This window comes from Streptomyces capoamus, from assembly GCF_014654935.1.
Taxonomy (GTDB): domain Bacteria; phylum Actinomycetota; class Actinomycetes; order Streptomycetales; family Streptomycetaceae; genus Streptomyces; species Streptomyces capoamus.
Window position 1 is genome coordinate 84131 of the sequence record NZ_BNBF01000018.1, and the last position, 3344, is coordinate 87474.

3 protein-coding genes are annotated in these 3344 nt (G+C 73.4%); 2 read left to right on the forward strand and 1 reads right to left on the reverse strand.

Features of this window, described 5'->3' with window-relative positions:
* The coding region (locus IE312_RS26105) for an alpha-amylase family glycosyl hydrolase (protein ID WP_229900444.1) at positions 1 to 1430 on the forward strand (1430 nt) is incomplete at its 5' end.
* On the opposite strand, the gene IE312_RS26110 is transcribed toward IE312_RS26105, so the two are convergent.
* Positions 1427 to 2179 (reverse strand): DUF4142 domain-containing protein, encoded by a 753-nt coding sequence (locus IE312_RS26110; protein WP_189984837.1) that lies wholly within the window; start codon positions 2177 to 2179, stop codon positions 1427 to 1429. The two genes, IE312_RS26105 and IE312_RS26110, sit on opposite strands and share 4 nt — an antisense overlap.
* A 228-nt stretch (positions 2180 to 2407) precedes the next feature.
* On the opposite strand from IE312_RS26110, the gene IE312_RS26115 reads away from it, so the two are divergent.
* Entirely contained in the window at positions 2408 to 3094 is a 687-nt protein-coding gene (locus IE312_RS26115) for a DUF6445 family protein (protein ID WP_189984772.1), read from the forward strand.
* The last annotated feature ends 250 nt before the right edge of the window (positions 3095 to 3344 follow it).

Genomic DNA, 3344 nt, shown 5'->3' on the forward strand with positions numbered 1-3344 from the left:
ACCCGCGCGGGGTCGACGAACGGCTCGGCACGCTGGACGACTTCGACGCGCTGGTCGCCGAGGCGCACCGGCTCGGGCTCAAGGTCGTCGTGGACATCGTCCCCAACCACACCTCGCACCTGCACCCCTGGTTCCAGGAGGCGCTGCGGGCCGGGCCCGGCTCGGCCGCCCGGGAGCGCTACGTCTTCCGGCGGGGACGCGGACGGCAGGGGGAACTCCCGCCCAGTGACTGGCAGTCGGTGTTCGGCGGCAGCGCCTGGCGGCGGGTGCCCGACGGGGAGTGGTACCTGCACCTGTTCGCCCCCGAGCAGCCCGACCTCAACTGGGAGAACGAGGAGGTCCGCGCCGACGCCCGCACCATCCTGCGGTTCTGGTCCGACCGCGGTGTGGACGGCTTCCGCGTCGACGTCGCCCACGGCCTGGCCAAGGACCTCACCGAGCCGCTGCGGGACGTCGGCGGCATCGGCGCGACCGGCGAGGACGCGCTGCCCCGGGTCGCGCCGGGCAGCCACCCGTACTGGGACCGCGACGAGGTCCACGAGATCTACCGCGACTGGCGCAAGGTCTTCGACGCCTACAGCCCGCCCCGCACAGCCGTCGCCGAGGCCTGGGTGCCGGGCGCCCGCCGGGCCCTGTACGCCCGCCCGGACGAGCTGGGCCAGGCGTTCAACTTCGAGTACCTGGAGGCCCGCTGGGACGCCGGGGAGCTGCGGGACGTCATCACCGCCTCGCTGGCCACGGCCCGGACCGCCGGCGCCCCCGCGACCTGGGTGCTGTCCAACCACGACGTCGTACGGCACGCCTCCCGGCTCATGCTGCCGCCCGGCACCGACCCGGCCGCCTGGCTGCTCTCCCACGGCACCGCGCCCGCCGTCGATCCGGCGGCCGGCGTGCGCCGGGCGCGGGCCGCGACCCTGCTGATGCTGGCGCTGCCCGGTTCGGCGTACCTCTACCAGGGCGAGGAGCTGGGCCTGCCGGAGGTCGCCGACCTGCCCGCCGAGGTGCTCCAGGACCCCATCTGGGAGCAGACCGGGCACGTCCGCAAGGGCCGCGACGGCTGCCGGGTCCCGCTGCCGTGGACGGCGACGGGACCCTCGTACGGCTTCGGGCCGGGGGCCGGCTGGCTGCCGCAGCCGGCGTGGTTCGCCGCGTACGCCGTCGAGGCGCAGACCGGCGCCGAGGGCTCCACGCTGGAGCTGTACCGCTCGGCGCTGCGGCTGCGCCGCAAGCTGCTGGAGGGGGAGACGCTGGCCTGGACACCGGACGCGCCCGCCGGCGTGCTGGACTTCACCCGCACCGGCGGCTGGCGCAGCGTCACCAACCTGGGTACCGGACCGGTTCCGCTGCCGCCGGGCGAGGTCCTGCTGGCCAGCACCCCCCTGCCGGCGGGCCGCACCCTCCCGCCGGACACCACCGTGTGGCTGGCCTAACCTCCCGTCGGACCCGGGTTCGGGCTCGCCCCCGCCGCCGGGGTGCCACCGCCGCCCAGCAGACCGCTGAGGTCCACCGGGCTGGCGGTGGCGGTCGCCGGCGGGGTGAGCACCACCTCGGGCTGACCGGGCGGCGGGGCCGGCGGGGTCAGGTCCGAGTTGGGCAGCTTCGGCGGGGTGGTCTGCTGGAACAGCGTCTGGTCGAAGTCGACCAGGCCCGTCTTCTCCATCACCGTCATGTGGTCCAGCACCGTGTCGTTGGCCTGGTCGGCCAGGGCCCGCACCAGCGAGTTCTTGGTGGTGGAACGGATCTTGGCGATCGCGTTGAAGATCGAACCGTGCGTCATCCGAAGGATGTTGGCGAAGTCGGTGTCGAACTGCTTGCCCTGGTCCGACTTCAGCGTGCTCACGAAGCCCAGCTGCTGGGGGCTGGCCACGTTGGGCAGCGTGATGTTCAGCATCGGCGCGATCTTGCGGCAGGTGGTGTCCAGCGCCGCGTGCCCGTCGATCAGGTGCTGGCTGGCCGTGATCACCGCCTTGGATCCGCCCTTCTGCAAGCCGATCTGGCCCACGGGGTACTCCCACAGTCCCGCCGCCCGCACCTTCACCACGAAGTCCCGGTCCTGCTCGGTGAGCGGCCCCCACTGGGTGTTGGCGATGACGCGGTCCTGGGCGGTGGAGACCTTGTCCAGGCCGAGCATGCCCGGGTAGGCGAGGGCGGTGAGGGTCAGGGCCATCGCACCGCCCACGAAGAGCGTTCCCGTCGCGTTCCGCGAAAAGCGCACCGTTCCTCCTGCTGGGGGTTCCCGCCCGAGGGCGGTTCCGACGCACAGCAGTACGGACGCGAGGGCCGTTCGTCTCGGTGCCGGCGGGTAAAGAATCACCGAAGCCCGTTGGCGAAAGGTTGATCCTTCCCGGACGGAAGGTTGACCTCTTGCCGGGAGAAGGCAGACCGGGCGCGCCCCTACATTCGCCGCATGCCCCCACAGCCCCCGCCCCGCCCGCCCGCCGCGCTGCCCGTCCTGCCCTACCGCAAGCCCACCAAGGGCCGCGACTACTGGGTGCTGGACGACGTCCTGCCCGGCATCGACGCGGTCCGGCAGCGCTGCCTGGACAAGGACGACTGGGTCGAGGGCCACCCGTACACCTCCGAGACCTGGCCCGGCCTGCGCGCCATGCCCGGCCTCGAACCGGGCGAACTGGCCCGCGTCGAACGGCTGGTGAAGAAGGCGACCGGCGCGAAGGAGCTGTGGGTGCAGCAGGCGCCCGGCGGCGGCACCCTCAACCACAACTGCGTCCAGGTGGTCGGCGAGGGCGAGAGCGAGCCCCGCCCGCACACCGACTCCCGCGCCCTGTGCCGGTACGCGGCCGTGCTCTACCTCAACCCGGACGTGCCCAAGGACTGCGGCACCAGCTTCTACCGCCAGTCCCTGCCCGGCGGCCGGCTCGGCGGCAACGTCGTCCAGGCCCCGCACACCAACCTCGTCGAGGCCCTCGGCACCCGCTACGTCACCCCGGACGCCTTCGAGGAGGACGTCCGCGTCCCGCACAAGTACAACCGCCTGCTCCTCTACCACGCCAACCTCGTGCACAGCGCCACCGCGTACACCGGCCGCACGCTGGCGGAGAAGCGCATGACGGCGGTGTTCTTCTGGATGGCCTGACCTCCCCCTCTCCCTGCGCAGTTCCCCGGGGGAGGGGCGGAACGGCGGACCCCACGCCGTCGTCCTCACCCGAGGAGACCGGAAAGGGCCCGGCCACCGGCAAGGGGAGGACAGATGGAGCACGAGGAGGGGTCCGCCGCGTGGGCGACGCCGTACCGGGACGTCCGGACGGCGGGGCGGTCGGCCGTCGCCGGGCTGCTGCTCGCGGGCGCCGCCTGGGTGGCGCGCGGCGTGTGGGAGACACGCCTGG